The organism is Streptomyces sp. NBC_00425 (assembly GCF_036030735.1).
Lineage (GTDB): Bacteria > Actinomycetota > Actinomycetes > Streptomycetales > Streptomycetaceae > Streptomyces.
In genome coordinates this window covers 9033189-9059996 of sequence record NZ_CP107928.1, presented here as the reverse complement: position 1 = coordinate 9059996, position 26808 = coordinate 9033189, and the positions used below count along the sequence as shown (strand labels likewise).

The 26808-nt window shown below is 72.3% G+C and carries 23 protein-coding genes and 4 pseudogenes; 14 read left to right on the top strand and 13 right to left on the bottom strand.

Features of this window, described 5'->3' with window-relative positions; all coding sequences use genetic code 11:
• Positions 1-15: 15 nt before the first annotated feature.
• The 3 genes and pseudogenes from OHS82_RS39995 to betA all read right to left on the bottom strand — a co-directional run bounded on the left by OHS82_RS39995 (position 16) and on the right by betA (position 3652).
• Entirely contained in the window at positions 16-1485 is a 1470-nt protein-coding gene (locus tag OHS82_RS39995; protein ID WP_328435646.1) for an aldehyde dehydrogenase family protein, read from the bottom strand.
• A 117-nt stretch (positions 1486-1602) separates the two neighbouring features.
• Positions 1603-1981: pseudogene (locus tag OHS82_RS39990) on the bottom strand (5,10-methylenetetrahydrofolate reductase); the annotation flags it as partial.
• A 3-nt stretch (positions 1982-1984) separates the two neighbouring features.
• Positions 1985-3652: a choline dehydrogenase gene (gene betA / locus OHS82_RS39985; RefSeq protein ID WP_328435645.1), complete on the bottom strand. Its 1668-nt coding sequence runs from the start codon at positions 3650-3652 to the stop codon at positions 1985-1987.
• Positions 3653-3855: 203 nt separating this feature from the next.
• Here betA and OHS82_RS39980 point away from each other — a divergent pair, with 203 nt between their 5' ends.
• Positions 3856-4602 carry an IclR family transcriptional regulator gene (locus tag OHS82_RS39980; RefSeq protein WP_057583913.1) on the top strand — a complete coding sequence of 249 codons (747 nt, stop codon included), beginning with the start codon at positions 3856-3858 and terminating at the stop codon, positions 4600-4602.
• 18 nt (positions 4603-4620) lie between these two features.
• On the opposite strand, the pseudogene OHS82_RS39975 reads toward OHS82_RS39980, so the two are convergent.
• The 6 genes and pseudogenes from OHS82_RS39975 to OHS82_RS39950 form a co-directional block, all read right to left on the bottom strand.
• Positions 4621-5752: pseudogene (locus tag OHS82_RS39975) on the bottom strand (aromatic ring-hydroxylating oxygenase subunit alpha).
• A 130-nt stretch (positions 5753-5882) separates the two neighbouring features.
• Complete coding sequence (locus tag OHS82_RS39970; RefSeq protein ID WP_328435644.1) at positions 5883-7046, bottom strand: NAD(P)/FAD-dependent oxidoreductase; 1164 nt, start codon at positions 7044-7046, stop codon at positions 5883-5885.
• A complete protein-coding gene (locus tag OHS82_RS39965) occupies positions 7043-7405 on the bottom strand; it encodes a bifunctional 3-phenylpropionate/cinnamic acid dioxygenase ferredoxin subunit (protein ID WP_328435643.1) in 363 nt (120 codons plus the stop codon). Before OHS82_RS39965 ends, OHS82_RS39970 begins: the two co-directional genes overlap by 4 nt.
• A gap of 496 nt (positions 7406-7901) precedes the next feature.
• Positions 7902-8324: a DUF3618 domain-containing protein gene (locus tag OHS82_RS39960; RefSeq protein WP_328435642.1), complete on the bottom strand. Its 423-nt coding sequence runs from the start codon at positions 8322-8324 to the stop codon at positions 7902-7904.
• A complete protein-coding gene (locus OHS82_RS39955) occupies positions 8321-8731 on the bottom strand; it encodes a phage holin family protein (protein ID WP_057581178.1) in 411 nt (136 codons plus the stop codon). Before OHS82_RS39955 ends, OHS82_RS39960 begins: the two co-directional genes overlap by 4 nt.
• Positions 8732-8881: 150 nt before the next feature.
• Positions 8882-9199 (bottom strand): alpha-amylase, encoded by a 318-nt coding sequence (locus OHS82_RS39950; protein WP_328435641.1) that lies wholly within the window; start codon positions 9197-9199, stop codon positions 8882-8884.
• Between the two features lie 337 nt (positions 9200-9536).
• Between OHS82_RS39950 and OHS82_RS39945 the strand changes: the two genes are divergently transcribed.
• Positions 9537-10004, top strand: coding sequence for an excalibur calcium-binding protein (locus OHS82_RS39945; protein WP_057581109.1), 468 nt, complete (start codon positions 9537-9539; stop codon positions 10002-10004).
• Positions 10005-10062: 58 nt separating this feature from the next.
• On the opposite strand, the gene ppk2 is transcribed toward OHS82_RS39945, so the two are convergent.
• Positions 10063-11025: a polyphosphate kinase 2 gene (gene ppk2, locus OHS82_RS39940; RefSeq protein WP_057581179.1), complete on the bottom strand. Its 963-nt coding sequence runs from the start codon at positions 11023-11025 to the stop codon at positions 10063-10065.
• Between the two features lie 166 nt (positions 11026-11191).
• Between ppk2 and OHS82_RS39935 the strand changes: the two genes are divergently transcribed.
• The 7 genes and pseudogenes from OHS82_RS39935 to OHS82_RS39905 form a co-directional block, all read left to right on the top strand.
• The gene (locus OHS82_RS39935; RefSeq protein ID WP_057581180.1) at positions 11192-11677 is read left to right on the top strand and encodes an MSMEG_6728 family protein; all 486 of its coding nucleotides are present in this window, start codon (positions 11192-11194) and stop codon (positions 11675-11677) included.
• A 101-nt stretch (positions 11678-11778) separates the two neighbouring features.
• Positions 11779-12915 carry a YihY/virulence factor BrkB family protein gene (locus OHS82_RS39930; protein ID WP_328435640.1) on the top strand — a complete coding sequence of 379 codons (1137 nt, stop codon included), beginning with the start codon at positions 11779-11781 and terminating at the stop codon, positions 12913-12915.
• Positions 12916-13040: 125 nt separating this feature from the next.
• Positions 13041-14153 (top strand): sugar ABC transporter substrate-binding protein, encoded by a 1113-nt coding sequence (locus OHS82_RS39925; protein WP_057581110.1) that lies wholly within the window; start codon positions 13041-13043, stop codon positions 14151-14153.
• 33 nt (positions 14154-14186) lie between these two features.
• Complete coding sequence (locus OHS82_RS39920) at positions 14187-14966, top strand: ATP-binding cassette domain-containing protein (RefSeq protein WP_199863865.1); 780 nt, start codon at positions 14187-14189, stop codon at positions 14964-14966.
• Positions 14957-16231 (top strand): sugar ABC transporter permease, encoded by a 1275-nt coding sequence (locus tag OHS82_RS39915; RefSeq protein ID WP_443041920.1) that lies wholly within the window; start codon positions 14957-14959, stop codon positions 16229-16231. The genes OHS82_RS39920 and OHS82_RS39915 overlap by 10 nt, the downstream gene beginning before the upstream one ends.
• A gap of 105 nt (positions 16232-16336) precedes the next feature.
• Positions 16337-16912, top strand: a pseudogene (locus OHS82_RS39910) (hypothetical protein); the annotation flags it as partial.
• A 25-nt stretch (positions 16913-16937) separates the two neighbouring features.
• A pseudogene (locus OHS82_RS39905) lies at positions 16938-17342 on the top strand (RrF2 family transcriptional regulator); the annotation flags it as partial.
• Between the two features lie 88 nt (positions 17343-17430).
• On the opposite strand, the gene OHS82_RS39900 reads toward OHS82_RS39905, so the two are convergent.
• Both OHS82_RS39900 and OHS82_RS39895 read right to left on the bottom strand, forming a co-directional pair.
• Entirely contained in the window at positions 17431-17841 is a 411-nt protein-coding gene (locus OHS82_RS39900; RefSeq protein WP_057581113.1) for a RidA family protein, read from the bottom strand.
• Positions 17842-17979: 138 nt separating this feature from the next.
• Complete coding sequence (locus OHS82_RS39895; RefSeq protein WP_328435639.1) at positions 17980-20814, bottom strand: ATP-binding protein; 2835 nt, start codon at positions 20812-20814, stop codon at positions 17980-17982.
• 246 nt (positions 20815-21060) lie between these two features.
• Here OHS82_RS39895 and OHS82_RS39890 point away from each other — a divergent pair, with 246 nt between their 5' ends.
• Together OHS82_RS39890 and OHS82_RS39885 are read left to right on the top strand one after the other, a co-directional pair.
• Complete coding sequence (locus OHS82_RS39890) at positions 21061-21567, top strand: pyridoxamine 5'-phosphate oxidase family protein (protein ID WP_079041429.1); 507 nt, start codon at positions 21061-21063, stop codon at positions 21565-21567.
• An 83-nt stretch (positions 21568-21650) separates the two neighbouring features.
• A complete protein-coding gene (locus OHS82_RS39885; protein WP_328435638.1) occupies positions 21651-22124 on the top strand; it encodes an iron chaperone in 474 nt (157 codons plus the stop codon).
• 33 nt (positions 22125-22157) lie between these two features.
• On the opposite strand, the gene OHS82_RS39880 is transcribed toward OHS82_RS39885, so the two are convergent.
• Positions 22158-23024 (bottom strand): AraC family transcriptional regulator, encoded by an 867-nt coding sequence (locus OHS82_RS39880; protein ID WP_057581115.1) that lies wholly within the window; start codon positions 23022-23024, stop codon positions 22158-22160.
• 191 nt (positions 23025-23215) lie between these two features.
• Here OHS82_RS39880 and sigJ point away from each other — a divergent pair, with 191 nt between their 5' ends.
• The 3 genes from sigJ to OHS82_RS39865 all read left to right on the top strand — a co-directional run bounded on the left by sigJ (position 23216) and on the right by OHS82_RS39865 (position 26756).
• Positions 23216-24172, top strand: a complete 957-nt coding sequence (gene sigJ, locus OHS82_RS39875; protein ID WP_328435637.1) for an RNA polymerase sigma factor SigJ — start codon at positions 23216-23218, stop codon at positions 24170-24172.
• A 36-nt stretch (positions 24173-24208) separates the two neighbouring features.
• A complete protein-coding gene (locus OHS82_RS39870) occupies positions 24209-26326 on the top strand; it encodes an MMPL family transporter (RefSeq protein ID WP_328435636.1) in 2118 nt (705 codons plus the stop codon).
• 94 nt (positions 26327-26420) lie between these two features.
• Positions 26421-26756, top strand: a complete 336-nt coding sequence (locus tag OHS82_RS39865) for a hypothetical protein (protein ID WP_057581186.1) — start codon at positions 26421-26423, stop codon at positions 26754-26756.
• The last annotated feature ends 52 nt before the right edge of the window (positions 26757-26808 follow it).

Here is a 26808-nt window from a genome sequence, read left to right as displayed (position 1 = left end):
ACCTCATTTCGGCGTTCAGCCGCTGAACCAGCGCTGCGGCCGGGGTTGGATGTTCTGCCAGATGTGCTTGGGCTCTCGGTACTCGCTCAGGCCGGTCGGTCCCAGCTCCCGGCCCACGCCCGAATGCCCGAAACCGCCCCATTCCGCTTGCGGCACATAGGGGTGGTAGTCGTTGATCCACACAGTGCCGTGCCGCAGCCGCCGGGCGACCCGCTGGGCCTTGCCGGCGTCCTGCGTCCACACGGCTCCGGCGAGTCCGTACTCGGTGTCGTTGGCGATGCGCACGGCATCGTCCTCGTCGGCGAAGCGCTCCACGGTGAGCACCGGACCGAAGGACTCCTCGTGCACCACGCGCATGTCCTGCCGGCACTCGTCGAGCACAGTGGGCAGGTAGTAGTGGCCGCCCGCCAGCGCGGGGTCGCCGGGGCGTTCCCCGCCGCAGCGCAGGACGGCGCCTTCGGCGAGGCCCGCCGCGACGTACTCCTCGACCTTGGCCAGGTGCTGTGCGGAGATCAGCGCCCCGGTCTCGGCCTCGGGGTCGAAGGGACCGCCGAGGCGGATCAGCCGGGCCCGGCGGACGACCTCGTCGACGAAACGGTCGTGCAGGCAGTCCTCGACGATCAGCCGGGCCCCGGCCGAGCACACCTGGCCCGAGTGCAGGAAGACCGCGGTGAGGGCGAAGTCCACGGCCGTCTCAAAGTCGGCGTCGGCGAAGACGACGTTGGGGTTCTTGCCGCCCAGTTCCAGCGCCACCTTCTTCACGGTCGAGGCGGCGGTGGCCATGACGCCCCTGCCGGTGGCCAGGCCGCCGGTGAAGGACACCATGTCGACCGCCGGGTCCTCGCAGAGCGGTGCGCCGACCTCGGAACCGGCGCCGAGCACGAGGTTGGCGGCGCCGGCCGGGAGGCCGGCCTCCTCGAGCGCCTTCATCAGCAGGATCGAGGTCGAGGGGGTCAGCTCGCTGGGCTTCAGGACGATCGTGTTCCCGGCGGCCAGGGCCGGGGCGACCTTCCAACTCGCCTGCAGCAGCGGATAGTTCCACGGGGTGATCAACGCGCACACCCCGATCGGCTCGTAGACGACCCGGCTGACGGCGTCGTCGCGGCCGGTGTCGATCACGCGGCCCGCGTCGGTTCCGGCGATCCCGCCGTAGTATCGGAAGCACGAGACGACGTCGGCGATGTCGTACTCGCTCTCCACGAGCCGCTTGCCGGTGTCGAGCGACTCCGCGCGGGCGAAGGTCTTGATGTCGCGCTCGATGATGTCGGCAGTGCGCAGCAGCAGTGCGCCGCGCTCCCGCTCGGGGGTGTGCGGCCAGAGGCCGGCGTCGAAAGCCTCCCGGGCCGCGGCGATCGCCGCCTCGGCGTCGGGACGCGTCCCTTCCGAGACGGTCGCCGTGAGCGTGCCGTCAGCGGGACATCGGATCTCCCGGCACCCGCCGGCCAGCGGGTCCCGCCATTCGCCAGCCACATACAGGTCTGCCACGCCCCGAGCCTTTCAAGAGAACTTCGTTGCGCATTGTGCACCCAATTGCTTGTGATGGAACACCTTTGCGAATGTCCAGACGCACGTCAAGGGGTTGACAGATGACGATTTCGCTCGGCGAGCAGTCGGGGGGCCACCCTCGGCCGGAGCGGGCGCCGGGAGCGCCTCCCGGTGGGCCCCGGCGGGCGGGTCGGCGTCGCCCGCCGGAACGAAGACGTCGTCCACGCCCGCCTCCCGCAGCCGGTTCGCAACGCCCTTCAGGTGCGCGTCGTCGCGCAGCAGCCGCGCCGGCACGTGCGGGACGACGCGGTAGCCGTGGCCCGCGAGCCGGACGGCGAAGTCGACGGTCGGCTCCAGTCCCCTGACCGGCGAGGCCGTCACGGTGACGGCTGATCCCGCGCGGGACGTGCGCCAGGACCTTGTCCTCGGTCGACCTCGCGGGCAGCACCTCGTAGCGGACGCCGTCCAGCAGCGCCGCGAGCCCTGGGCCGCCCAACCCCTACTCCGCCCGCAGCCGCGCGTCGCGGTGACGGTAGTAGGCCGCCGCCGACGGCGCGGCCGGCTTCCTGCCGAGGATGAGGTCGGCGGCCTTCTCGGCGATCATCATGACGGGGGCGTAGATGTTGCCGTTGGTGACGTAGGGCATGACGGAGGCGTCCACCACCCGCAGTCCGTCCACGCCGTGCACGCGCATGCTGGTGGGGTCGACGACCGCCATCTCGTCGGTGCCCATCTTGCAGGTGCAGGACGGGTGCAGGGCCGTCTCGCCGTCCTTGGCGACCCAGGCGAGGATCTCCTCGTCCGACTCGACGGACGGTCCGGGGGAGATCTCCCCGCCGTTGTAAGGGGCGAGCGCGGGCTGGTTGAGGAGCTTGCGGGCCACCCTGATCGCCTCGACCCACTCGCGGCGGTCCTGCTCGGTGGAGAGGTAGTTGAAGCGCAGTGCCGGGTGTTCGCGGGGGTCCTTGCTCTTGATCTTCACCGAGCCGATGGCGTCGGAGTACATCGGACCCACGTGCACCTGGTAGCCGTGGCCGCCGGCCGGCACGGAGCCGTCGTAGCGGACCGCGATGGGCAGGAAGTGGAACATCAGGTTGGGGTAGTCCACGTCCTCGTTGCTGCGGGCGAACCCGCCGGCCTCGAAGTGGTTGGTGGCGGCCGGGCCCTTGCGGAACAGCCACTGGAGCCCGATGAAGGGCGCCCGCCACTTCGCCAGGTACGGCTGCATGGAGACGGGCTGCTTGCAGGCGTACTGGATGTAGACCTCCAGGTGGTCCTGCATGTTCTCGCCGACGCCCGGGAGGTCGTGGACGACGTCGATGCCGAGGGCGCGCAGTTCCTCCGCGTTGCCGACGCCGGAGAGCTGGAGCAGCTGCGGGGAGTTGATCGCGCCGCCGCAGAGGATGACCTCCTTGGCGCGGACCTGCTGCGGGGCGCCCTTGCCGCGCCGGTACTCGACGCCGACGGCCTTCTTGCCCTCGAAGAGGACGCGGGTGACGAGGGCGCGGGTGGTGACGGTGAGGTTGGGCCGCTTGCGGACGGGCTTGAGGTAGGCCTTCGATGCCGACAGCCGGCGACCGCGGTGGACGTTGCGGTCGAACGCGGCGAAGCCCTCCTGCCGGTAGCCGTTGACGTCGTCGGTGGGGGCGTATCCCGCCTCCTCGGTGGCCTTGAGGAAGGCCCCGAAGAGCGGGTTGGAGGCCGGCCCGCGTTCCAGGACGAGGGGGCCGTCGTGGCCGCGGAACTCGTCGTCGGGGTCGGCCGCGAGGCAGTTCTCCATCCGCCGGAAATAGGGCAGGCAGTGCGCGTAGTCCCAGGTCTCCATCCCGGGATCGGCGGCCCAGCGCTCGTAGTCCATGGGGTTGCCGCGCTGGAAGATCATGCCGTTGATGCTGCTGGAGCCGCCCAGCACCTTGCCCCGCGCGTGATAGACGCGCCGCCCGCCCATGTGCGGTTCCGGCTCGGACTCGTACTTCCAGTCGTAGAACCGGCTGCCGATCGGATAGGTCAGCGCCGCCGGCATGTGGATGAAGACGTCCCACGGGAAGTCCGACCGGCCCGCCTCCAGGACCAGAACCCGGTTCGCCGGGTCCGCGGAGAGTCTGTTCGCCAATGCGCTGCCGGCCGACCCGCCGCCGACGATGACGAAGTCGTACTGCGTAGCCATGGTGCCTCGTCTCGCTCGCGCCGTAGATACGGGACGCATGCTAGTACCAGTCCCGCCATGCGCACCAGGTTGCGCGCCACGCAACTTCCGATGTCCCGGTTCCCGGCGCCGACACTTGCAATCGCGTTGTTTACTGCGCGTATAGTTTCGCTGTGAGCAACTACAGCCTTGGCGCAGAAACATCCACTCCCCAGGCCGGCGGCGTGCAGTCGGTCGACCGCGCCGTCAGCGTCCTGGAGATCCTGGCCCAGCGCGGCGAGGCGGGCGTCAGCGAGGTCGCGGCCGAGATCGATGTTCACAAGTCCACCGCGTTCCGCCTGCTCGGCGCCCTGGAAGCGCGCGGACTGGTGGAACAGGCCGGCGACCGCGGCAAGTACCGCCTCGGCTTCGGGATCGTACGTCTGGCCGGCGCGGTCACCGGGCGGATCGACCTCACCCAGCAGGGCCGCCCGGTGTGCGAGGAACTGGCGGAGGAGATCGGCGAGACGGTCAACATCGCCGTGCTCCAGGAGCACTACGCGGTCAACCTCTACCAGGTGCGCGGCCCCGGCGCCGTCACCGCGCAGAACTGGGTCGGCCAGCTGACCCCGCTGCACGCCACCTCGAGCGGCAAGGTCCTGCTGGCCCACCTGCCGGCCAAGCAGCGCACCGCACTGCTCGCCGAGGCCGGCCTGAAGAAGGTCACCCCGCACACCATCACGGCGAAGACGAAGCTCGAGCTCAACCTCGCCGAGGCCCGGGAGCGCGGTTACGCCTGGGCCCGGGAGGAGCTGGAGATCGGCCTGCACGCCATGGCCGCGCCGATCCGCAACCGGGAGGGCGACGTGATCGCCGCCGTGAGCGCTTCCGGGCCCTCCTACCGGTTCACCGAGGAACGTCTGCACGAACTGGCTCCGGTACTGCTGAAGGGCGCGGAGGAGATCAGTCACCGCATGGGCTACCTGGGCTGAGCCACCCGGCTGCCGCCGTCACGCCCGCCGGGTGCCGAGGCGCTCGTTCACCCAGTCGTGGAAGGCGCCTATGTGGTGCTCGCTGGGCACCAGCACGCCCCCCCTTGGCGTACATCCGCGAGCTCATCCCCGGCTGGGTGCGCTCACAGGCGTCGAAGTCCTGCCGGTTGACCCGGTCGAAGAGCTCCACGGACCGGCTGACGTCCTTCCCGCTCTCGACGACGTGCGGCAGATACAGCCAGTCGCACTCCACGATCGTGCGGTCGACCGCCACCGGATACATCCGGTGGAAGATCACATGGTCCGGCACGAGGTTGATGAACACCTGCGGCCGCACGGTGATCGCGTAGTAACGACGGCCCTGCTCCTCCGCGACGCCCGGGATACGGTCCAGACCCTCCGAGCCGTCGACCGTGAACCCCCGCACCTCCTCACCGAACTCAGCGCCGTGGCCCACGTAGTACTGCGCGGCGTACCCGTCCGCGAACTCCGGCAGCACCTCGGTCAGTTCCGGATGGATCGTCGCGCAGTGATAGCACTCCATGAAGTTCTCGATGATGAGCTTCCAGTTCGCCTTCACGTCATAGACGATCCGCCGGCCGACCGACAGATTGTCGATGTCGTACCGCTCGATCGACTCCACGTCGCCCAGCCGGGCGACGACCTCACCGATGACGTCCTCCTCGAAGGGCGGCGGATCCTCCGCCAGACACACCCACACATAGCCGAGCCACTCCCGCACGGCCACGCTCACCAGGCCGAACTCGGTACGGCCCACATCAGGCATCTTGGTCAGGTTCGGCGCCGCGACGAGCTTGCCGTTCAGGTCGTACGTCCAGGCGTGGTACGGACACTGGAAGGCCCGCTTCACCTCGCCCGACCCCTCGGTGCACAGCTTGGCCCCACGGTGCCGGCAGACGTTGAAGTACGCGCGGACCGAGTGGTCCCGGGCCCGGGTGACCAGAATGCTCTCGCGGCCCACGTCGACGGTGCGGAAGGCGCCCGGCTTCGCCAGCTCGGAGGCCCGCGCGACGCAGAACCACATCGTCTCGAAGATGCGCTCCTGCTCCTGGGCGAAGACCACCGGATCGGTGTACGAAGAGCCGGGAAGAGTGGCGATCAGGCTGTCGGGCAGGCCGGTCGAGGTCACGGGTCACTCCTCGGTGAACGTCGCGGAGGGGTCAATCGGACGCCGGGAACAGCGACTCCGGACGGCGTTGGGTGTGGAGCTGGCGCCGCGGGCCGGTGGGCCGACGGCGCGGTACGGCTCGCGTGCGGTGTCAGGCCGGCACTGCCGCGAGCTGCTTGCGCCAGCGGGTGAACAGCCGCGGCTGGTTCATCCCGAGGACGGCGACCGGCCGGCCGGCCCGCCGGTAGACGGCCAGGACGTTGCGATCGCCCGGGGCGCCCTCCTCGATGCCCACGCTGTCGGCGCGGGCCGAGTGACCGGCGAACTGGATCTTCACGCGGTACTGGTCGGACCAGAAGTACGGCGGCTTCGGCAGGCCCGGTTCCGTCTCGCCCCAGGACAGCAGGGCCGCGACGGCGGCGTCCGGCCGCTCCCGCGCACCCGTCCAGTGCTCGACCCGGCGGTGCGCGCCGGTACGGGGGTCGTACCAGTTGGCGCAGTCGCCGACGGCCACCACACCGCCCAGTCCGGTCCGGCCGTCGGCGCCGCACTTGACGCCGTTGTCGAGCTCGACGCCGGATCCCTCCAGCCACTCGACGCACGGGCGGGCGCCCACCCCGACCACGACGATGTCGGCGGGCACGGTGCTGCCGTCCTCGAGCAGGACGGCGTTGACGCGCCGCTCCCCGCTGAGCCCCTTCACGCCCACGCCGCACTGCAGGCGTACGCCGTGGTCCGCGTGGAGCCCGGACACGACGGCGCCCATGGTCTCGCCGAGCGCCGCGGCGAGCGGTGTCGCGGCCGCCTCGATCACCGTCACGTCGAGTCCGAGGGCGCAGGCGGTGGAGGCGACCTCGGCGCCGATGAAGCCGCCGCCGATCACCGCCAGCCGCCCGCCGGCCGCCAGCTCGTCCCGCAGGGCCCGGGCGTCGTCCAGGGTGCGCAGGACGTGGACGCCGGCCAGCCCTTCGGCGCCGGGCAGGGTGCGCGCGGCAGCGCCGGTCGCGATGACGAAACCGTCGGCGCGGACCTGCCGGCCGTCGGCGAGCCGGACGGCGCGCTCGCGGCGGTCGAGCCCGACGGCACGGGCGCCCAGCAGCCATTCGGCCCCCAGGTCCTCGTCGTCCGTCTCCAGGGCGAGGTCGGCCTCGGTGAGGGCGCCGGCGAGGAACTCCTTGGACAACGGGGGCCGGTCGTAGGGGCGGTGGAGTTCGTCGCCGATGACGACGAGCCGCCCGTCGTAGCCCTGTCTGCGCAGCGAGCGCGCCGCCGACAGGCCGGCGAGCGAGGCGCCCACCACGGCCACGGTTCTCACGCGGGGCCCGTGGCAAGCCGCGCCGCGATGCAGGGCGGCAGGTTGGGGGCGTCCATGGACAGCCGGACGTGGATCATGCCGTCCTCGACGACGACCTCGTGCGTCCGCACGGGCAGCTTGGCCGGCGGTGAGTCCACCGCGCCGGTCCTGAGGTCGAACTTCGAGGCGTGCAGGGGGCACTCCACCTCGCAGCCCTCCAGCCAGCCGTCGGCGAGCGAGGCGTCCTGGTGGGTGCAGGTGTCGTCGATGGCGAAGAGCTCGCCGTCGTCGGTGTGGAACACCGAGACCGGCGGGTCGACGTCGAGCCGGTAGGCCTCGCCTCGCGGGAGATCGGCGAGACGGCACGCGGGAACCATCATGACACCTCGGTGCGTATAACGAAACGGATTGCGGTAAGCGCAACATCAGTCTGAGGTCGCCCAGAATGCTTGTCAAGGCATCCAAGGGCCTGGACGGGTGGCGAATTCGCGTTGCATATCACGGAACCCCAAGCGTGATAGGCAACAACGCGCCTTCTCCGCGGACGCGCCGACACCGAGGGCCGGCGAGAGTTCGGGCACCCTTGCCCCGCGCGACGACGGCACAGGCCTGGTGCGTCACGGCCACTCCTCGGCTGATACGAGAACAACGACAACCACGGGAACCACAGGAACCACAGGAACCCATGAGCATCTGCGAGAGCATTCGTTGATGTTGCTCATTACGGCACACACCTCATGAATCGCAACAAGCATCGTGGAGGGTCGACCGGCGGTCAAGGAGTCGGCACGCCGCAGAGTCGCCCGGGAGCGCCCACGGACAGGAAAGGGCGCCGCCCGCTCGGTGAGCGTGGCGGCGCCCGGGGCGTCGTCGGGGTTACTTCCGGCCGCGCCGCAGGAAGAGGAAGGCGAGGGCGGCCGCCGCGGCGAGGCCGATGACCGCCTTGCGGTGATCACGGACCGGCTCGGGCGCCTTGTCCTGCCACAGCTGTTCGGCCTGCTCCGCCCTGGTCCTGACCTGCCCCGCGGCCGCGACCGCCTTGTCCTTCACCGGAGCGGGGACCTTCTCCTCCAGGGCGTGGGCCGCCTCGGCCGCCTTCGACCTGGCCTGTTCCGACAGGTGCGTCGCCTTGGCGCCCGCCTGTTGCTTCAGCTCGGCGGCCTTCTCCTGGGCGCGGGCCTTCACATCCGTCTTCGCGGCCAGCGACTCGACCGTCGCGCCGAGTTCATGGCGCGTCCGCTCGACCTGGTGGCGCAGCTCGTCGGGGCCCGCGGGCTCGTTCTGGGAGGGCTGGGTCATCGTCGTGCACTCTCCTTGATCTCCGACACATCGGCTTTCACGCTTTCCACGGCCCGCTGGGGCACCGGAGGGGCGGCCCGGCCGACCTGCTTCCTGCCGGTCAGCGCCAGCACGGCGGTGATCACCGCCAGCACGCCGGTGACGATCAGGGCGGCGGCCCACACCGGGAGCGGCACCGCCAGCCCGGCGATCGCGGCGGCGATCAGCGCCTGCAGGGTGAGGACGCCGAAGAGACCCGCCCCGCCGAACAGTCCGCCGCCCTTGCCGTACCGCTTCCCCTTCTCCACCATCTCCGCCTGCGCGAGGCGCATTTCGCCACGCACCAACTCGCTCAGCTGTTGCGAGGCGCGTTGCACCAGTGCGCCGACCGACTCCCCGCCGTCCCCGGCGCCGCGGTCGCCGGACATGCCGTACCGGCCCGTCTCATCCATCGTCATCACCCCTTTTCAGCGTGCGGTGCCGACCGAGTACCCGCCGCCCGGCGAGAAAGGCATACGGACCGGACATACGGACCGGACGACGGGGCCGCGCCGTGACGGCCGGGCCGGGCGGCCATGTCAGGGGGCAGCGACCACACAGGTGCGCACTCCGGTGACGTAGTTCAGTTGCGGCCCGTATCCGGCGAAGGTCGCCCGGTCGCCCGGTGCGATACGGCGGCAGGGCGCCGGCTGCCCGTCGAGGTACTCCACGGTGACGTCCTGGGAGGCTGCGCAGTCGTTGACGACGGTGGTGTAACGCCAGTCGGAGCTGTGGTGCACGCAGTCGGGCGCGGGCTCCGGGGCGCTTTCCGCCGCCCGGCCGGCACCGGCGACGGGGAGGAGCCAGGCGAGTGCGGCCACGGCGAGTACGCCGGCGCGTATCGGAGGACGAGTCATGGCATGCCCCTTTGGGGGTCGGGGGGAGGCGGACGGGCGTCATCCTCACCAGCTCGACGGTTCTTGCGCAAAAGAATGCAAGGGATTTCAGCCGTGCTCCAGGGCTCAACCACCGGGGCTGTGGTCCAGAGCTGAACCACCCGGCGCCGCCTCGGGCGCCGCAGGCCGCGGTTCGGCGGCTCTCGGCACGATCCACCGACCCCCGAACGGCGGAACCCGGGTATGACGACCGTCCGCGGCCGGGCGGGTGCACCCGGTTGGCCCCTCGCCCCGCGCGGTGGCACCGGTCGTTGCCTAGCGTCGAGGCGAAGGCCACCTCGGCCGGGAGGAGACGCCCATGCCACGCCGTGCCACCGTCGCAGGCATAGCCGCCGCGGTCCTGACCGTCGCTCTGCTGAGCGGCGTCGCCCACGCCCAGGACCTGAACTGCAGCGACTTCACCTACCAGGAAGACGCCCAGGCCGTCTTCGACCAGGACCCCAGCGACCCCAACCGGCTCGACGAGGACCGGGGGCCGGACGACGGCATCGCCTGTGAGGCCCTTCCCCACCGGTCGCTGCCCACGCTGGTCCCCGCGACGAGCATCCCCGCACCACGGCCGACCGGCCCCGCACCGGCCGTCACCGGTTCCGCGTCCGCCTCGAGCAGCCCGGCGCCGCTGCCCACCCTCGGCGTCCGGGGCGGCGTCGGCGGCGCCGTCACCGCCGGCCCGTCCGGCTGGGACGTCGGCATCGGCGCGACCCTCACCACGGCGGGCCTGCTGGCCGCGGCCGGCTGTCTGCGACGTCGCCGGCGCCGCCTCTAGGGCGAAACACGCCCGAGTGCCGTGACCCGCCCTTCGCGATCAGGGCTCCCCGTCCGGATCAGGCCGTGCCGCCGGGATGCCGTCCGGGACCCTCGGTCTGCGGGGTGAGCGGAGTCGGCGAGAGGACGGTGTCCTCCTCGCCGGGCTCCAGGAGGGTGGCCGCGGCGCCGACGATGAGCGGGTCCGGACGGCCGACCGCGCCCGGGTCCTTGGCCGCGTACTCGACGCGGTGCAGGAGACTGCGCATGGCTTCGAGCCGGCCCCGTCGTTTGTCGTTGCTCTTGACGACGGTCCAGGGCGCGTGGTCGGTGTCGGTGGCGCGGAACATCTCGACCTTGGCGGTGGTGTACTCGTCCCAGCGGTCGAGGGAAGCGAGATCGGTGGGCGACAGCTTCCACTGGCGCACCGGGTCCACCTGGCGGATCGCGAACCGCGTCCGCTGCTCGGCCCGGGACACCGAGAACCAGAACTTCACCAGGATGATGCCGTCCTCGACCAGCATGTCCTCGAAGAGCGGGCACTGCTTGAGGAACAGTCCGTGTTCACGCGGCGTGCAGAACCCCATGACCCGCTCGACCCCGGCCCGGTTGTACCAGGAGCGGTCGAAGAAGACGATCTCACCCGGTCCGGGGAGGTGGTCGACGTACCGCTGGAAGTACCACTGCCCCTTCTCGCGCTCCGTGGGCTGGGACAGCGCCACGATGCGGGCGCCGCGGGGGTTGAGCCGTTCGGTGAAGCGCTGGATGGTGCCGCCCTTGCCCGCCGCGTCCCGCCCCTCGCAGATCACGACCAGCCGACCGCCGGTGTCCTTGATCCAGCGCTGCAGTTTCAGCATCTCGATCTGCAGGACGCGCTTGGCGCGCTCGTACTCCTGGCGCCCGACCTTCCGGCCGTAGGGATAGTTCTCGCGCCACGTCGTGATGGGCCGGCCGGCCTCGTCGAGCAGCACCGGCTGTTCCGGCCGGCGGTCGTCCACTGTCAGCCCGTCGAGCAGCCGGGCCTCGGCCTCGTCACGATCCATGCGGTCCGCGCCTCCCTGGTGTGCGTCGTGGTCCACCGTCGACTTCCCCGGTGTCCCGGCGACATGTGGGTTCCGTGCCGGCGTCGGCCCGAAACACGCAGGCCGTGCAAGCTCCCGCGCCCGCCCGATGCGCCGGTGGCTGCAGCCGGGGTACGCGGAACGGACCATGCAGACCTTCCTGCCGTATCCGGACTTCACCGCATCGGCCGCCGCCCTGGATCCGCGGCGGCTGGGCAAACAGCGCGTGGAGGCGCTGCAGGTGCTGCGCGGCCTGACCGTCGCGGGCTACGGGTGGCGCCACCATCCGGCGGTGCGCATGTGGACCGGCTACGAGGAGGCCCTGGTGCGCTACGGCCTCGAGATCTGCGGCGTCTGGACGGCGACCGGTCGCGCGGACACCTGCGCCGCCTCGCTGCTGGCCGGCTTCGACGGCAGACGGCCCGGCGTGCGCACCCAGGAGGAGCTCGCCGAGGCCCGCGAACTGCCGCCGTGGCTGGGCGACGACCCGTTCCACCGCAGTCACCGGTCGGCGCTCGTGCGCAAGGACCCGACGTTCTACACGGCGCGGTTCCCGGACGTGCCCGACGATCTGCCGTACGTCTGGCCCGCCTCCGACCGGGGCGGCGGTCGTCTCGAGCGTGGGCGGGCTTGAGGCCGCCCGGGCGCACGTCGCCGGCATCGCCCGACCGCCACCCATGTCCGATATGTGGCAAATCTGCGCATAGCCCGTGGGAGGGCGGATACCCGAGCGGCATGATGCGGACACTGAAGCGCCACGGACGGCACAACGGGCACGCCACGGCCGCCCCCGAGGCGGAGAACGGCCGGGCCCCCGCCGCGGGACCGGACGGCCAGGCGCAGGAGCAGGCTCCCACCGCGGGGCCGGACGAGCAGGCACAGGACGCCCACACCGCGGGGCCGGACGCACAGGTGGAGGAGCGGGCCCCGGACAGTCCGTCGGAACTGCCCGGACACTCCTGGAAAGCGGTGCTCAAAGGCACGCTCAGGGAGTTCAAGAAGGACGAGCTGACCGACCGGGCGGCGGCCCTCACCTACTACGGGATCCTGGCGCTGTTCCCGGCGCTCCTCGCACTCGTGTCCCTGCTGGGCATCATCGGGCAGTCGGCGACGCAGCAGGTGCTGGACAACATCCAGAAGCTCGCCCCCGGGCCCGCACAGGACATCCTGCGCAACGCCGTGCGGCAGATGCAGAGCGGCAGCGGGCTGGGCTCGGTCATGGCGATCGTGGGTCTGGTGCTCGCGGTGTGGTCGGCGTCCGGCTATGTAGCCGCGTTCATCCGCAGCGCGAACGCGGTCTACGACGTCCCCGAGGGCCGGCCGGTCTGGAAGGTGCTGCCGGTCCGGGTCGGCGTCACCGTGGCCCTCATGGTGATGGCCGTGATCAGCGCGCTGATCGTGGTGTTCACCGGCGGACTCGCACGTCAGGCGGGCACCGCCCTTGGAGTGGGTGACGCAGGACTGACCGCGTGGTCGATCGCCAAATGGCCGGTACTGGTCGTTCTGGTCACGATGATGATCGCGCTGCTGTACTGGGCGACCCCGAACGCGAAGGTCCGCGGCTTCCGCTGGATCACGCCGGGAAGCTTCCTCGCGCTGCTGATCTGGATGATCGCCTCCGCCGGGTTCGCGCTCTACGTGGCGAACTTCGGGTCGTACAACAAGACGTACGGCACGCTCGCGGGCGTGATCGTCTTCCTGGTGTGGCTGTGGATCACCAACCTGGCGATTCTGCTGGGCCTGGAGTTCGACGCGGAGCTGGTGCGCCAGCGCGCCGTCGTCGGAGGCCACCCGGTCGACGAGGAGCCGTACGTCCAGCCGCGCGACACCCGCACGTGGGACGAGGGGGACCATCGCCGCCTCGGCTCCTGACGTGCGGGCGTAGGCGACAGGCCGTTCGCCGACCGGGACGGGACAGGGCGGCGGACGTGGCTACGCTTGGCAGGATTCGCTCATCACGGGATAAAATCTGACAAAAATTCCCTAAGGAACCGAAGATGGGTCCTCGTGTCAGCCTTCCGGCCGGGAAGGGCCGGTCCCTCGTCCGTGCGTTCATGGCGCTCACGGTCGCCGCCGTCCTGGCCCTGTCCGGGGCCTGCGCCGGGGACGACGGTGGCAGCGGAGGGAAGGACAACCCCACGGTCGGCCTGCTGCTCCCGGGCGGCGGGGCCTCCCGCTTCGGACAGTTCGACCGGCCCCTGATCGTGAACAAGCTGAAGGAACTGTGCCCGCGCTGCCCGGTCACCGTCGCCGCCACGCCCGACCCGGCGGTCCAGCGACAGCAGCTGGAATCCATGATCACGCGAGGGGTGGACGTGCTGATCGTCGCCGCCGTCGACCCGGAGCTGCTGCGCCCCTCGGTCGAGGCCGCGCACCGGGCCGACATTCCGGTCGTCGCCTACGACCGTCTCGCACAGGGCCCGATCTCCGGATACGTCACCTTCGACGGCGCACAGGTCGGCAGGCTCCAGGGCGAGGGGCTCCTGACGGGCATGGGGGCGAAGGCGGACGGCGGACAGATCGTCATGATGAACGGCGCCACGACCGACCCCAATGCCGCCTGGTTCAAGCGGGGAGCCCTCTCCGTCCTCCAGGGCAAGGTGAAGGTCGGCAAGTCGTACGACGTCGTCGGCTGGCGTCCGGAGAACGCCTTCGTCGACATGCGGAGCGCCATCGCCGCGCTGGGCGGGGACCAGATCGACGGTGTCCTCGCCGCCAACGACAGCCTCGCCGGCGCCGTGATCTCCGCCCTTCGGGCAGCCGAGGTGCGTCCGCTGCCGCCGATCACCGGCCAGGACGCCGACCTCGTGGCCGTCCGCCGCATCGTCAGGGGCGAGCAGTACATGACCGTCTACAAGCCGTTCAAGCCGGCCGCCGACGCGACGGTCGAGATGGCCGTCGCCGTGGGACGCGGCGAGTCGGTCGGATCGATCGCCACCGGCACCGTCGACAACACCACCACGAAGGACATCCCCGCGGTCCTGCTCCCCGCCGTCTCCGTCACCGTCGGCACCATCAAGGAGACTCTGGTAAAGGATGGTATGTACTCCATTGCTCAGATATGTCCCCCGAGTCTCCGGGCCGCCTGCGCCGAAGCCGGACTCATCTGACGGGCATTGCCGGAAACCGACAGGAGGTGGCCCGTGGCGGTTCAGCCCTTGCTGGCGCTGCGCGGCGTCTCCAAGCGGTTCGCCGCCGTCCAGGCACTGGTGGACGTGGAGCTGGAGATCAGGGGCGGAGAAGTGGTCGCCCTCGTGGGCGACAACGCCGCGGGCAAGTCCACGCTCGTCAAGGTGATCTCTGGCGTCGGGCCCGCCGACCGGGGCGTCATCGAGTGGCGCGGCGCACCCATACAGATCAAGCGACCCCAGGACGCCCAGCTGCTGGGCATCGCGACCGTCTACCAGGACCTCGCGATGTGCGACAACCTCGATGTCGTCGGCAATCTGTTCCTCGGCCGGGAGATCCACCGGCTCGGCGTCCTCGACGAGGTCGAAATGGAGCGCCGCACCCGCGATCTGCTGCACACCCTGTCCATCCGCATCCCCGACGTGCGGGTGCCCGTCGCCGCCCTGTCCGGCGGGCAGCGGCAGGTCGTCGCGATCACCCGTTCGCTCCTCGGCGAGCCCCGACTCCTCCTGCTGGACGAGCCCACCGCCTCGCTGGGCGTCGAGCAGACGAGTCAGCTCCTCGACCTCATCGAGCAGCTGCGCGACCGGGGTCTCGGGGTTCTGCTCATCAGCCACAACATGGGCGACATCAAGGCCGTCGCCGACCGGATCGCCGTCCTGCGCCTCGGACGCAACAACGGTGTGTTCGACGTGAACACGGCCTCCCAGGAGCAGATCATCGCCTCCATCACCGGCGCGTCGGACAACGCCGTCGGCCACCGCTCGACCCGGGCCGAGGAGACCTGGCCGTGACGGGGAGGGAGAGCGGGGCGCGCGCCGACGCGGACGCGCCCGGCGCCGGGCGGCTGCGCGACGGGCCACGGCGCGGCGTCGCAGGCTTCCGGGCGTGCGCCGACGCGGTGGCCCGCCGGCTGCACGCACACGACCTCGGCCCGGTCCCCGTCCTGCTCGCTCTCGTGGTGACCTGGACGATCTTCCAGATCCTGGACCCCAACTTCCTTTCGCCGCGCAACCTGTCCGTGCTCAGCGTGGACATCGTCGGCACCGGCATGATCGCCGTGGGGATCGTCTTCGTGCTGCTGATCGGCGAGATCGACCTGTCGGTGGGCTCGCTCGCCGGCCTCGCGGGCGCCGTGTTCGCGGCGCTCAACGTGAACCTCGGAATGCCGGAATGGCTCGCGGTGATCATCGCCGTGCTCTGCGGTGCGGCCGCCGGGGCGGTGCACGGGTTCTCCTTCGCCCGGATCGGCGTTCCCGCGTTCGTCGTCACCCTCGCCGGCCTGCTCGCCTGGAACGGCGTGATGCTCTACCTGCTGGGGACGGAGACCGCCATCAACTTCAGCGAGACCGGTCTGGTCGCCACGCTGACCAGCCGCTACTTCAGCGCCCCCGCCGTCACCTACGGCCTCGCCACGCTCGCCCCGGTCGCTTGCCTCCTGGCCTCCCTGCGTGAGCGCAGACGCCGCGAAGCCGCCGGGATGCCCTGCCGGCCGGTGGGCGGGATCTGGGCGCGCGCGGTCCTGCTCGCGATCGTCGCGTTCGCCGCCGTCCTGGTCCTGAACCGGTTCGAGGGACTGCCCCTCGCCCTGCTGATCTTCCTCGCGGTCGTCGTCGCCTCCGACCTCTTTCTGCGCCGCACACCGTACGGCCGGCAGATCCTCGCCCTCGGCGGCGGCGTGGAGGCGGCCCGGCGGTCCGGCGTGGACGTGACGCGCGTACGGACCGCGGTGTTCGTGGTGTCGGGAACGCTGGCGGCGGTCGGCGGTCTGTTCGTCGCGTCACGGCTCACCTCGGCGAGCCAGGTGCCGGGCTCCGGCATGCTGCTGATCAACGCCATCGCGGCGGCCGTCGTCGGCGGCACCAGCCTGTTCGGCGGGCGCGGCTCGCCCTGGTCGGCGCTGTTGGGCGTGCTCATGATCCAGTCGATCGCCTCCGGCATGGCACTGCTGGGAGTCGAGCCCCCGGTGCAGTTCATGGTCACCGGCGGGGTGCTGTACGCCGCGGTGGTCCTCGACTCGCTGGCACGCCGCGCCGCGCGCGCCCGGGGAGGCCCCTGACGGCGCGGCTCGCCCCGGCGGCCGGAAACCCCTGTGCACCCCTCGCACACCACTGCGATCATCCCCGAACGGACGACGGTCTCGTATCGCTGGTCATCCGGCACAGGTACGCACTCGGGCGATGTCACCGAGGCGCCCGACGGGGACTCGGAGTTCATCGACCTGCCCCTGGACCAGGTGCGCAGCGCGTTCATCGTCCCGCAGGTCAACATCTACACCGGCGAGGGCTTCGACGAGGTCGAGGAGTCGTGCTTCGGTTTCATGGTGCGCGACGGCGAGCAGAAGGGCCGGCCGTTCGAGCCGCGCACGGTGCGGATGAAGTCGGAGCTGCGCGGGGTGGGCCGGGTGGCGCTGCCGCTGGTGTTCCGGCGCGAGGACGACGGCCGGTGGCGGGCGAAGGGGCTCCACCTGTACCTCCGGGGCATCTCGTCGGCCAACCGGGTCGAGGACAACCAGGCGTCGGTGTCCACGGTGGTGCGCGCCCTCGTGGAACGCGAGCTGCTGACGGTGCGGTATCTGATCGGGCTGATGTCCGACGGCGCCACCGCCGTGGATTTGTGGGCCGGCGGCCCGGTGCCGGACGAGCCCGTCACGTACATCGGCCTGGAACGGCCCGAGTGCCTGCACCCCGGCTCCCGGGTCGTCACGCTCGAGAACCTGCGCGACCTGATCCCGGGCTGAGTGCCGGCGTTGGCCGCGGCGAGGCCGGGCCGGTCTGATCCACTCCGTGCAGGGCAAGTCGGGGGGTTACGCCCTCACCCGGCCCCCTGAGATGATCTCCGTCCTCGATGTGGTGGACGCAGTGGACGGGACCGGCCCCCTCTTCGTGTGCACGGAGATCCGCCGGCGCGGCCCGATGGCCACCCCCGCCGAGGGCTGCACGACGCCTTGCGCGATCTCGCGCGCCATGGCGGCGGCCGAGGCCGCGCGCCGTGAGGCCCTGCAGGCCGTCAGCGTGGCCGACCTCGCGGCGGAGGTCGAGTCGGACTACGGCGCGGGCGCGCTGAACGGCATCGCCGCCTGGCTGGGCACGCCGGGGGCTGACGAAGCGACCCGCGGGCGCCGGACCACCGCGCGGTCCGGAACTTCACCGGTGCGGAGCCCGCGGTGAGCGCGGCCTGCCCGGGTCCCCGCCGGCTGCGAGGCCGACCCGGGCCCGCTGCATGCGCCGGGACGACGCACGGCGCGGTCGTCGGGGCTCAGGCGTCGAGCACTGCGGCGACGGCCTCGATCTCGACGAGCTGGTCCTTGTAGCCGAGCACGGTGACACCCATCAGGGTGCTCGGGACGTCATGGTCGGCGAACGCGTCCCGGACCACCTCCCAGGCCGTCACGAGGTCCTGCTGCCGGGCCGACGCCACGAGCACCCGGGTGCTGATGACGTCGTGGAGCGACGCGCCGGAGGCGGCGAGCGCCGTCCGCATGTTCTCGACGGCCTTGCGAGCCTGGCCGGCGTAGTCCCCGACAGCCGCCGTGGAGCCGTCCTCGTTCAGGGGGCACGCGCCGGCGAGGAAGATCAGGCGTGACTCCGCGGGCGCCGTGGCCGCGTACGCGTACTCGGCGACGTCGGACAGGGCGGCGGAGCGGATCAGGGTGACGGCACGGGGCACGGTCTGCGGGTCCTTTCCCGGGGGACGAGGAGCCCGGACATCCTGTCAAAGGCTCCAGGCCGGCCGCCTCTCCTTTTCCGACGGCGTCACCGGGGACCGCGGTTCAGTCTTCCCGGACGTCGTCACCGGTGACCGGTGTCAGCCGACGCGAGGCGCGAGGCCGAGACCGGTGAGCGCAGCCTCGCCCGCGGTCGCGTGCGTGTCCCCGGCGAGCAGCAGGGTCCGGGCCGCCTGATAGCGGCAGCCCGCCGCCTCGAACGCCGCCGCGACGGTGAGCAGTCGCGCCCGGTCGCCGTCCAACAGTGCTTCGGAACGGTCCAGTTGGGCGGTGGCGACGGGGTTTCCGGCGACCAGGCCGCGGGCGTCCCCGATCCGCTCGCGGGCGTCCGGGTGTCCGGCCAGCGCCGACGCCTCCGCCCGCACCGTCGCATACCAGTGCAGCCAGACCCAGGTGACCCACTTCCACACCCGCTCCGGCGGCGGCGCCACCCGCTCCAGGGCCGCGTCGGCTTCCCCGTGGTGGAGCGACACCGTCGCGTCGAAGACCGCGCCGTAGCCGTGGCGGTGCTCGGACTCGTGACCGGCCTCCTGGACGATCGCGAGCCACGCCGCCCTGGCCTCGTGATCGCCGCGCAGCCCGTGGACCATCGCGACGGACGCGGCGGCCGGGCCGAGCGAGAACGACCGCGGCCGGCCGCCGCGCTCCCACGCGTCGAGGAAGCGCGCACCGCCCGCGAGCACGTCGGCGGCGGCGCCCGCGTAGGCGTCCGCGACCAGCAGCCAGGAGACGGCGTGATGGCCGGCCTCGGCCAGCAGCGGGTGCCCGGCGAGCTGCCTGCCCCACCGCCGGGCCTGTTCCAGCTCGCCCACCCCGAGTGCGGTCGCGGACGCCATGGCGAGGGCGTCCATGCGCTCGTGCGCGGCGGCGGGCGTGCGCGGCGCCGCGCTCAGAACGTCGATGCGGCGGCGGGCGGCGTCCGCCGCCCCGAACGGCCGGCCCGCCCAGCTGTGGGCGCCGGAGAGCGCGTCGAGGGCCGCGGACTCGGCCACCGCGTCCTTCGCACGCCGGGCCAGTTCCACGGCCCGCTCGGCGTATCCGACCGTCTCGTGCGCGGTGTTGTCCGTGTCGCCCTGGACCGCGCCGAAGGCGTCCGCCACCACCGCGGCCTCGGCCAGCGCCACCGCGGCCCCGGCCGCCGGGCCCGCGTCGCGGGACAGTTCGCGCGCCTGCGCGAGCAGGCCGGCCGCCTCCTGCGCGGTGGGGACCCGTGCGAACGTGCTGGAGAAGCGGTACGCGACGGTGGCGGCGGCCGCGAGGTCACGGCCGGCCTCCGTCGTGTCGCCGGCCCGGCGGGCCGCGTCCGCGGCGGCACGGTGCAGACGGAACATGTCGTCGCCGAGCCGACGGCAGCCGGCCACCCCGGCAGCCCGGCGCAGCGCGGCGGCGGCGCCGGCCGGGTCGCCCGCGGCGTCGGCGAGCGCGGCCGCCTGCTCGAAGCGCTGCTGGGCCTCGCCGACCAGGGTGCGGGCGAAGGCCAGGCCCGCCAGGGACAGTGCGAGACGACGGGCGTCCTCGCGCCGCCGCGGACCGTCGGCCGCCCAGGCCAGGGCGGTCCGCAGGTCGTCGGCCGTGCCGTCGAACCGTGCCCAGCGGCCATCGTCAACGAACTCCGCCGACGCATCGGCCCGTTGGGCGTCCTCCAGGGCGGACGCGGCGGCGAGGCACCAGCCGAGGTGGCGTGAGCGGACGTCCGCCCACTCGCCGGCGTCGGCCAGCCGCCGGGTCCCGTACTGGCGGACGGTCTCCAGGGCCCGGTACCGGACCCCTGCCGAAGTCGGCGTCGCGGTCAGCAGACTCTGCTCGGCGAGTCTGCCGAGGCCGTCGGCGACCGCGGCCGGGTCCAGCGGCGCGAAGGCGGCCACCGCGCCCGCCGCCTCGGCCGTGAAGGGCGCCGCGAACACCGAGATCCGGCGCAGCAGCGCCCGGTCCCGCGGCTCCAGCAGGTCGTGGCTCCAGTCCAGCACCGCCCCCACCGAGCGGTGTCGGTGGTGCGCACGCGGCCCTCCGGCGAGCATGCGCACCTGGTCGGTGAGGCCGGCCGTGAGTCCCTCCAGCCCCAGGGCGGGATACCGCGCGGCCGCCAGTTCGATGGCCAGCGCCATCCCGTCGAGGCCGGCGCAGAGGGCCGCGACGCCCTCGCGCGCCGCCGCGTCCGGAGCGCGGCCGGCCGCCGACGCCCGCTCGACGAACAGCGCCACGGCCTCCGACTCCGCCCCGTCCGCCCAGGACAGCGGCGGCACCTCGAAGGCCCACTCGAACGGCACCAGCATCCGGGCGCGGCTCGTCGCGAGCACCTGCACTCCCGGGCAGGCCGTCAGCAGCCGCTCCACGAACGGGGCCACGCCCTCGACGATCTGCTCGCAGTTGTCCAGCACCAGCAGGGCCCGATGGCCGGCCAGCGCGGCGAGCACCGTCTCGTCGACGCCCCGCGCCGGCTGCTCGCCCGTGCCCATCGTCGCCGCGACCGCCGCGCCCACCCGTCCCGGATCGGTGACCGGGGCCAGATCCACGAACCACACCCCGTCGGGGAAGTCGCCGGCCGTCTGCGCCGCGACCGCCAGCGCGAGCCGGGTCTTGCCCACCCCGCCCGGCCCGACCGCGGTCACCAGCCGGCGCGTCTTCACGGCTTCGGCGAGGTCGGCGCGCTCGCGCGTCCGGCCCACGAACGCCGTCAGGGGTGCCGGCAGGGCCGGTGCCGGGCGCGTCGTCTGCCCGGCGCGGGCGAGGTCGGCCGCACGCCGGGACAGGGCGCGCCGGTCCGGAGCCCCGAGCTTGCGCAGCAGCGCGGAGACGTGGGACTCCACCGTGCGTACCGAGATGAACAACCGCGCGGAGATCTCCGCGTTGCTGAGGTGCTCGCCGAGCAGCTCGAGCACTTCCGCTTCCCGGGCCGAGATCACTGGAGTGGACACCGGGACATTATCCGCGGCGACCGCTCCGCGGCCCCGGGCGGTGCGGGCCCTCCCCGTGGTCCGGTCCGCGGTGCGTTCCGTGGCCCTCCCCGTGGTGCTCCCCGTGGTGCGTTCCGTGCTGCTTTCCGTGGTGAGCACGGACGCGGCGGCCACAGCGCTCGGGAGAGTCTGTGACCACGGCGTTCGAGCCCCGGCAGGGACACCACGGCGCCGCTCGTGACCACACCACCGACCGCAGGAGCGACCATGACCGGATCGTCCGCACCGGCGTCCGACACCACGGATCCGCTGCCCGGGCCCACGGGGGCCGGCCCCCGCCCCCGCGCCGTGCGCCGCCGCGACACCGAGCACCGGCTCGCCCACGACGTCGACGTCTGGGTGGCCAGCGCCTCTCCCGACGGCACACCCCACCTCGTGCCGCTCTCCTTCGACTGGGACGGCCGCACGCTGCTCATGGCGACCTTGGCGGACAGCCCGACCGGCCGGAACCTGGCAGCCTCCCGGACCGCCCGGCTGGCCCTCGGACTCACCCGTGACGTCTGCATGATCGAGGGCGAGGCCGAGGTCCTCGGCATCGACGCCCTGCCGCCGCGGCAGGGCGACCGGTTCGCCGACCGCACGGGCTTCGACCCGCGCACCCTCACCACGCCCTACCGCTGGTTCCGCGTCACCCCCCGCCGCATCCAGAGCTGGCGCGAGGCGGACGAGCTGGCCGGCCGCGAACTCATGCGCGACGGCCGCTGGCTGGCCTGACCGCCCCCGTGCCACCGTTCAGCCGCCCCGAAGTACCCGTCTGTACATACGATCTGATGGACCGTCGACAAAGGAGATCCTCGATGACGAACACCCAGCAGCCCGCCGCCGGCAGCGCCGCCCCCGAGAAGTTCGACGGGTTCACGGCCGAGGAGCGCGCCGCGATGAAGGAACACGCCCGGGACCTCAAGACGACCGCGCGCCGCAGCCCGCGCACCGCGAAGGCGGACGGCGAGAAGGACGTGCTGGCGAAGATCGCCGACATGGCGGACGCCGACCGCGTCCTCGCCGAAGCACTGCACCGGATCGTCACGGCGGCCGCCCCGGACCTGGCGCCCAAGCTCTGGTACGGCATGCCCGCCTACGCCAGGAACGGCAAGGTGGTGTGCTTCTTCCAGAGCGCGCAGAAGTTCAAGACCCGGTACGCCACCCTCGGCTTCAGCGACCAGGCGTACCTCGACGACGACGCCATGTGGCCCACGACGTACGCCCTGACGAAGCTGGACGCCGCCACCGAGAGCCGCATCACCGAGCTCGTCGCGAGGGCGGCGGGCTGAGGCGGCCGGCTGAACCGCCGGCGCGCCGGTGGTTCAGCCCCCTTCGCGTTCCACGGGAAGCCACAGCTCGGCCTCGGCCTCGGTTCCGTCCGGCGACAGACGGGTGCGCAGGATCTCGGGGCCGGGGCGGCCGCGGTAGGGGTTGGCGGGGAACCACTCGGTGAACACGTCCCGCCACAGGACCTGGATGGCCTCCGGCACCGGTCCTGAAGTGGTGAACACCGCCCACGTACCGGCCGGGACATCCAGCGGGGCGGTCCCCTCGGGCGCTTCCGCGGACGTGATCACCCCGTGGTAGTAGTCGAGTTCGGTGCCCTCCGCGCGGCTCGGGTCCAGGTCGTCGCAGACCGCGACGACACCGTGCGGCTCCTGGTCCGAGAGGGTCCGCAGGCCCTCCAGAGCTTCCGGGTCGATCCCGCGCACGAGGTCGATGATCGCCTGGTTGGGCCCCAAGTGCACCAGTGGCACCCGGGCCTTGAATCCGACGACGGTGAAGTCCGTCCTGTCCACCACGCGATAGCGCATGCTGCTGCTCCCTTCGACGGTGAGACGGAAGGTCAGCCGGGGCTGGGAGACGAGCGCGGCGCCGGTGCGCCGGGCCTCGCCCGGGCCGACGCCGTGCACGGCGCGGAACGCCCGCGCGAACGCCTCGCCCGAGCCGTAGCCGTAGCGGACCGCGATCTCCAGCAGCGGCTCGCGCCCCGCGAGCACGTCGGCGCCCGCGACCGTCAGCCGCCGACGCCGGACGTACTCCGACAGCGGCATGCCCGCCAGCGCGGAGAACATCCGGCGCAGGTGGTACTCCGAGGTGGCCGCGGTGCGCGCCAGCACCGCCACGTCGACGACCTGGTCGAGATGGCTCTCGATGTGGTCCATGGCCTGGTTGAGCCGCTCCAGCACGCCAGGTCCCCTTCCTTTTCGTGATCACCACGCTAGGCGTGCCGCACCCCGGCCGACCCGACATCCTGTGCCCGATCGGATCGGGCGCACGGGACGCGTGAGAGGTGGATCACATTTCGGCGGCCGATGTCACACCCGGGCCCCCTCACGCCCTCTCAGTTCGCAATGCACCCGCGACGGAAGGCCCGAGAATGCACGACCCCCTGCCCGGCTCGCCGGTGCGCCCCGAGCCGGTGGACCCCGAGCCGGTGGCGCCCGGTGTGACGCAGGTCTTCCACGACCACCGTGAGCTGCTGTTCTCCCTCGTCTACAACATGCTCGGCAGTGTCGCCGACACCGAGGACGTACTGCAGGAGACCTGGCTGTCCTGGGCGGCCAGGAACCGGGCGCCTGACGCGGAGCGGATCGACCATCCGCGCGCCTACCTGGTGCGGATCGCCGTGAACGCGGCGCTCGCGCACCGGGACGCCGTCGACCGCCGTCGCGAGACCTACGTCGGCCCCTGGCTCCCCGAACCGCTCGTCGGCCCCCTCTCCGGGACTGCCGCGCCTGACGACGCCGCCGACGCGGCGCTGCGCGCCGAGTCGGTGTCGATGGCCGTGCTGGTGGTCCTGGAGACGCTGACCCCGCTGGAACGCGGGGTGTTCGTGCTGCACGAGGTGTTCGGCTACGCCCACACCGAGATCGCGGAGATCCTCGGCCGCAGCCCCGCGGCGATCCGTCAGCTCGCCCATCGGGCCCGCGAGCACGTGCACGCCCGCCGGCCCCGCTACGAACCCGACGCGCGCCTGCGGCAGCAGGTGACCGAGCGGTTCCTGGCCGCCGCGCTCGGCGGTGACCTCGATGCGCTGCTGCGGATGCTTGCGCCGGACGTCACCCTGTGGGGCGACGGCGGCGGCCGGGGGGTGGGGGGTCTGCGACCGCTGCACGGACGGGAGAAGGTCGCCCGGCTGTTCGCCGCCGTCGCGCCCCGCTCGGGCCGGGGACTTCACATCGCCTATCGCAGCCTCAACGGCGACCCGTCCGCGGTGCTGTTCCTCGGCGACACCCCGTACGCCGTCCTCGTCCTCGACCTCACTCCCGACGGCGACCAGGTGTGCGGCATCTACGCGGTCGCCAACCCGGACAAGCTCTCACACGTCGACTGACGCCCGGCGGCGTCGACCGAACCACGAGGAATCCACGTGATGCGAAGAATGGTGTCCTGGCCCGGCGGCAGGACGGCGAAATGGGTCGTCCTCGCCGTCTGGGCGCTCGTCCTGATCCCGGCCCTCCTGCTGGCCGGGCGACTCGGTGACGTCGAGGAGAACGACAACGCGGCCTGGCTGCCCGGCGACGCAGAGTCGACCGCGGTCGTCGCCCGGGCCGAGCGGTTCGAGCTCGCCGACACCCTGCCCGCGATCGTGCTCTACGACCGCCCGGAGGGCGTCTCGGCCGCCGACATGGCGAAGGCCCGGGCCGACGCCGAGGCCTTCGCGGGTGTCGCGAACGTCGTCGGGCGGCCGCAGGGCCCCGTGAAGGCACGGGACGGCAAGGCCATCCGGACCGTGGTCCAGGTGCACAAGGACAGAACGGGCTGGGAAGGCATCGGCAGGGTCGTGGACGCGCTCACCGAGGTGGGCGAGACCGACGCGGACGGGCTCGGTTTCCACGTCACCGGGTCGGCCGGTCAGGCCTCCGACTCGATCAGGGCGTTCGGCGGCGGGGGCGGTCTGACGACGATCACCGCCGCGGTGGTCGTCGTCATCCTGCTGCTCACCTACCGCAGTCCGGTGCTGCCCCTGCTGCCGCTGCTGACCGCGGGCGGTGCCCTGGTCACCTCGGAGGCGGTGATCTACCTGCTGGCGAGGGACGCCGGACTCACCGTCAACAAGCAGACCGGCTTCATCCTGACGGTGCTGGTCTTCGGGGCCGCCACCGACTACGGCCTGCTGCTGATCTCGCGGTACCGGGAGGAGCTGCTGCGGCACGAGGACCACCACGAGGCGATGTCCGAGGCGCTGCGCCGGTCGGTCCCCGCGATCGTGGCGAGCGCCGGCACCGTCGCGGTGAGCCTGCTGCTGCTGATGCTGGCCACCCTCAACTCCACGCAGGGTCTCGGTCCGGCCTGCGCCGTCGGCGTCCTCGTCGGACTGGTCGCCATGATCACCCTCATGCCCGCCCTGCTGGTCGTCTGCGGCCGGTGGATCTTCTGGCCGGTCCGGCCGTCGCGGGGGCCCGGCACGGCGGCCGGACCGGGTGTGTGGGACCGGGTCGGCGCCGCCGTCGCGGGCCGGCCGCGGACCGTGTGGATCGGCACCGCGCTCGTCCTCGGCGTCATGGCGATGGGGATGCTCGGGCTGAGGGCCGACGGGCTGTCCGGCACGGACCAGTTCACCGGCCGGCCGCAGTCGGTCGCCGGCGAGGAGATCATGTCCGCGCACTTCCCCGCCGGATCGGGCGACCCGCTCCTCGTCGTGGCCGACGCGGCCTCGGCTGAGCGGGTGAGATCCGCGCTGGCCGCGGTCCCGGGAGTCGCCGGCGTCTCGGCGCCGACGGTCGAGGACACGACGGCGATGGTGCTCGCGGAGCTCGAGGACGACCCCAGCAGCACGGCCGCGACGCGTACCGTCGAACGTGCCCGGGCGGCCGTCCACCCCATCGAGGGTGCGCGGGCCCAGGTGGGAGGCAACACCGCGATCCTGCTCGACACGCAGAAAGCCGCCGCCCGCGACTCCGAGGTGATCATCCCCGTCGTGCTGCTCGCGGTGTTCCTCGTCCTGATGCTGCTGCTGCGGTCGGTCGTCGCGCCGCTGCTGCTGATGGCGACGGTGGTGCTGTCGTTCGCGGCCGCCCTCGGCGTCAGCGGCCTGGTGTTCCGGCACGTGTTCGGCTTCGCCGGTACGGAGGCGTCCTTCCCGCTGCTGACGTTCGTGTTCCTGGTCGCGCTGGGCATCGACTACAACATCTTCCTCGTCACCCGGGTGCGCGAGGTGGTGCTGCTGCACGGCACCCGGCAGGGCGCGCTGACCGGGCTGTCCGCGACCGGCGGTGTGATCACGTCGGCCGGGCTCGTGCTGGCCGGCACGTTCGCGGCGATGGCCTCGCTGCCGTTGGTGTTCGCGGCGGAGCTGGGGTTCGCGGTGGCGTTCGGCGTGCTGCTGGACACGCTCGTCGTCCGTTCGGTGCTGGTCACCGCGCTGACGCTGGACGTGGGCCGGTGGATGTGGTGGCCCGGGCGCCTGTTCCGGCGTCAGGACCCGCCGCAGCCGCCGTCGTCGAAGGGCGCGCCCTCGCGCGAGCCGATGCTCCGGGGCATGTGAGGGCGGCGCCGAGGGCGCTCGGTGCGGGACTGCTTCCTCTGAGGCTGCTCAAGTGGCTTGGCAGGAGCGGCACTCGGCGGCCACGATGATCGACATGACGGGACTCACGGGACTCAGCAGGAAACACGACGCCGTACTGATCGTCCGGGACTCGGACGTGATCGCGGCCGCCCTCCGCCAGGCGCTCGCCGAGGCCTCGCCCGAGGAGCGTCCCGGACTGGAACGCGCCGCCGCCCTCGTCGAGTCCACCGCCGCCGCCACCGACGGTCGGATGCGAGCCCGTTGGGTCCGCTCCCGGCTCGCCTCGGCCGGCTTCACCGGCGACCTCGCCTCGGTCTCGGCGGTGAAGGCGCTGCGCAAGGCGGAACCGGACCTGAGCCTGCTGGCGGCCGTGCGTCTGCAGAAGGACGCGGTGGCCTTCCCGGAGTGACACGGACGCGTCCGGGCGCCGCGCCCGCGACCTGCCGCCCACCGCTCGCCGC